The organism is Mesorhizobium sp. WSM4828 (assembly GCF_055811175.1).
The window spans coordinates 14,431-17,095 of record NZ_JBVVQK010000060.1 but is presented as its reverse complement, the minus strand read 5'-3'; the positions used below and the strand labels follow the sequence as shown (position 1 = coordinate 17,095).

The 2,665-nt window shown below is 65.6% G+C and carries 3 protein-coding genes and 1 pseudogene; all 4 read right to left on the bottom strand.

The annotated features are described in order from the left end of the window. Nucleotides 1-319: 319 nt before the first annotated feature. Nucleotides 320-826 (bottom strand): L-2-amino-thiazoline-4-carboxylic acid hydrolase, encoded by a 507-nt coding sequence (locus AC0L2X_RS31615; RefSeq protein WP_473601104.1) that lies wholly within the window; start codon nt 824-826, stop codon nt 320-322. Continuing rightward, entirely contained in the window at nt 823-1,614 is a 792-nt protein-coding gene (locus AC0L2X_RS31610) for an ATP-binding cassette domain-containing protein (protein WP_473601103.1), read from the bottom strand. The genes AC0L2X_RS31615 and AC0L2X_RS31610 overlap by 4 nt, the downstream gene beginning before the upstream one ends. Beyond that, on the bottom strand, nt 1,611-2,414 hold the full coding sequence (locus tag AC0L2X_RS31605; protein WP_473601102.1) for an ABC transporter ATP-binding protein: 804 nt from the start codon (nt 2,412-2,414) through the stop codon (nt 1,611-1,613). The genes AC0L2X_RS31610 and AC0L2X_RS31605 overlap by 4 nt, the downstream gene beginning before the upstream one ends. Beyond that, nucleotides 2,411-2,542, bottom strand: a pseudogene (locus AC0L2X_RS31600) (ABC transporter permease); the annotation flags it as partial. The pseudogene AC0L2X_RS31600 and the gene AC0L2X_RS31605, both read right to left, overlap by 4 nt. Between the last annotated feature and the right edge of the window lie 123 nt (nt 2,543-2,665).

Below are 2,665 nucleotides of genomic sequence, written 5' to 3'. Positions count from 1 at the left end.
GGCTGGCCAAACAGCGATATCGAGGCACTTATGCCTTGGAACAACCAGCGCTGAACGGCATCAGCTACCCGCTTACGGAACTCTCCCTACAGAAGACGAACAAGAATGCCGCAATCCGACAAAATCTCGGATTGATTTGATTGCCGTGGCTTGAGGCGACAGCCATGAACCTACAAAGACGCCGCCGGCCCCGGCACCAATTCCTTGCGATGCACACATCAAAACACCCGCTTGCCTTATGGCGCCGGGTTTTTTTGACTCCGCGCTGCCCAACGGAACGGAACTCTACTTCTTCGCCGACATGGCTCGAGTTGCAGCTCTAGCCGGCATCCCGGTTGGCCAAGGCGATGTGGCAGCAACCGGAACCGTGGCCCGGCGTCCAGGTGACGTTGTCGAAGTGCACTCCGGTCGCCTCGAACAGTCCGCGGTCGAAGGCTCCGGCGATGCGGCAGAGCGTGGCGAGTTTTTCGTCGCCGACACCGGCTTCGACCCAGGCGTCCTTCAGCGGACAGCGCCTGACCTTGAAGGCGATGCGGTCCGGGCCGCGTTCGACGTCGGCCGGATACATGCGGCCACCATCCGGGCTGACGGCCAGGAACGCCTCGCCGATCGCCGGTGCGTCGTTGGGGCCGAAATCGGCGAAGGCCGCGGCCGCAACCTCCCTGCCGCGCCGTTCGATGGTGCGGATCATGATTGCCTCGGCTTTTTCCGCGCCGACTTCCGCGGTTAGCTCGTCGAGCAACAGACGATAGAGATCGGCGCGGTTGCGGAAGGCGGAATCGAGTTCGCGCGACAGTTTTTCGGCTCGGGCTTCGGCGTCGGTCATGATGCGTCCTGTTCGATCCTTGACAGTCTCGGCGCTGCCGCCACCAGCGCCTTACCGACCGCGGATTGCGGCGCGTCGATGACGGTGCGGGCATCGCCGCTCTCGGCAATCCGCCCGGCGTCCAGAATGGCGATGCGGTGGGCGATGGCACGGATGACGCCGAGATCGTGCGAAATGAACAGATAGGCGATGCGCTCCTCGCGTTGAAGGTCGAGCAGCAGCCGCAGGATCTGCGCGCGCACCGAAACGTCGAGCGCCGACACAGCCTCGTCGAGCACGACCAGCGACGGTTTCGTGGCGATGGCGCGGGCGATTGCAACGCGCTGGCGCTGACCGCCGGAGATTTCGTGAATGGCGCGGCCGGCGAGACCGGGGCTGAGGCCGACGCGTTCCAGCAGAGCGGCAATACGGCGCGGGCGCTCGGCACGAGAGGCGACGTGATGAATGCGCAAGGGGTCGTCGAGCACACGCGCCACCGTGGCGCGCGGGTTCAAGGCGGCGAGCGGATCCTGAAACACCATCTGCAGACGAGCGCGCCGGTCGCGCAAGGCAGCGCCGTTCAGCGACAGGAAATCGCTGCCCTCAAATTCGACCTGGCCAGCGTCGGCTTCGATGAGCCGCAGTATGAGCCGAGCTATCGTCGACTTGCCGCTGCCGGAAGGTCCGGCCAGCGCCAGCGTCTCGCCGGGTTCGATGTGGAAGGAAACGTCGTCGACCGCGGCGATGATCTTGCCACCGCGACCGTATCGTTTGGTCAGTCCGGAGACGGCCAGCAGAGGACTTGTCATGTTCGCTGCAGCAGCGGCTCGGCGTCGAGGCCGAGATTGGCGTCGAGCAGCGCCCTTGTGTATGCGTGACCCGGCGCATCGACCACCTGCGCCGTCGAACCCAGCTCGACGAGTTCGCCGTGCCGGAACACCGCAATACGCTCTGCAAGCTCAGCGGCCAGCGCGATGTCGTGGCTGACGAACAGCAGCGTCATGCCGTCCTCGGACACTAGTCGCCGGATCAGCCCGACGATCTCGGCCTGCACGATGGTGTCCAGCGCGCTGGTCGCCTCGTCGGCGATCAGCAGCTTCGGCCCGGCCGCAATCGCGGCGGCGATCGCCACGCGCTGCTTCTGGCCGCCGGAGAGCTGATGTGGGTAGGCCCTCAGGGCGGCATTGGGGTCGGGCAGACGGACGCGTTCTAGCAGGGTTTTTGCCCTGGCGTAGGATTGCGACCAAGTAAGGCCGAGATGGGTGTAGGCGACCTCAGCGATCTGCATGCCGATTGGCATCACCGGGTCGAGGCTGGCGGATGGATCCTGGAAGATGAAACCGATGTCACGGCCGCCGATTGGAGCATGGTCGCGAAGACTGGCAGGTTGGCGCAAGAGCCAATCGATGCGGCCTTCGATCCCGGCGGTGGCCGGCAGCAGCCCGGCAATGGCCAGCGCCAAGGTGCTCTTGCCCGAACCGCTTTCACCGATGATGGCAAAGCGCTCGCCGGCGGTGATGTCGAATCCGACATTCTTCAGCGCCGCCACCTCGGCGCCGTCGCGGCGATAGGTCACCGTCAGATTGCGGATCGAAGCAAGCGCCGTCACGACAGGCTCCTCCTCACCGCCGTCGTCTCGACGACGCCTTCGCCGGTGAGATACACACCGAGCACGGTCAGCACGAGTGCTGCGCCCGGAATGATCGACAGGAACGGCGCCGTGCGCAGCACGGCGCGGGCCAAGGCCCGAAAGGCCCCCCCCCGAAACCCCGTGGGGTACCCCCGGGCCCGAAAAGGCACCCCCCCCTAGGGGGTGAAAACCCCCCCCCCCCACAACCCCCCCCAAGCCCAAAAACGCCG

Bases quoted from the DNA above. Each gene is read 5' to 3' on its own strand.
- AC0L2X_RS31615 (WP_473601104.1), bottom strand. From the start codon at position 826: ATGACCGACGCCGAAGCCCGAGCCGAAAAACTGTCGCGCGAACTCGAT.
- AC0L2X_RS31610 (WP_473601103.1), bottom strand. From the start codon at position 1,614: ATGACAAGTCCTCTGCTGGCCGTCTCCGGACTGACCAAACGATACGGT.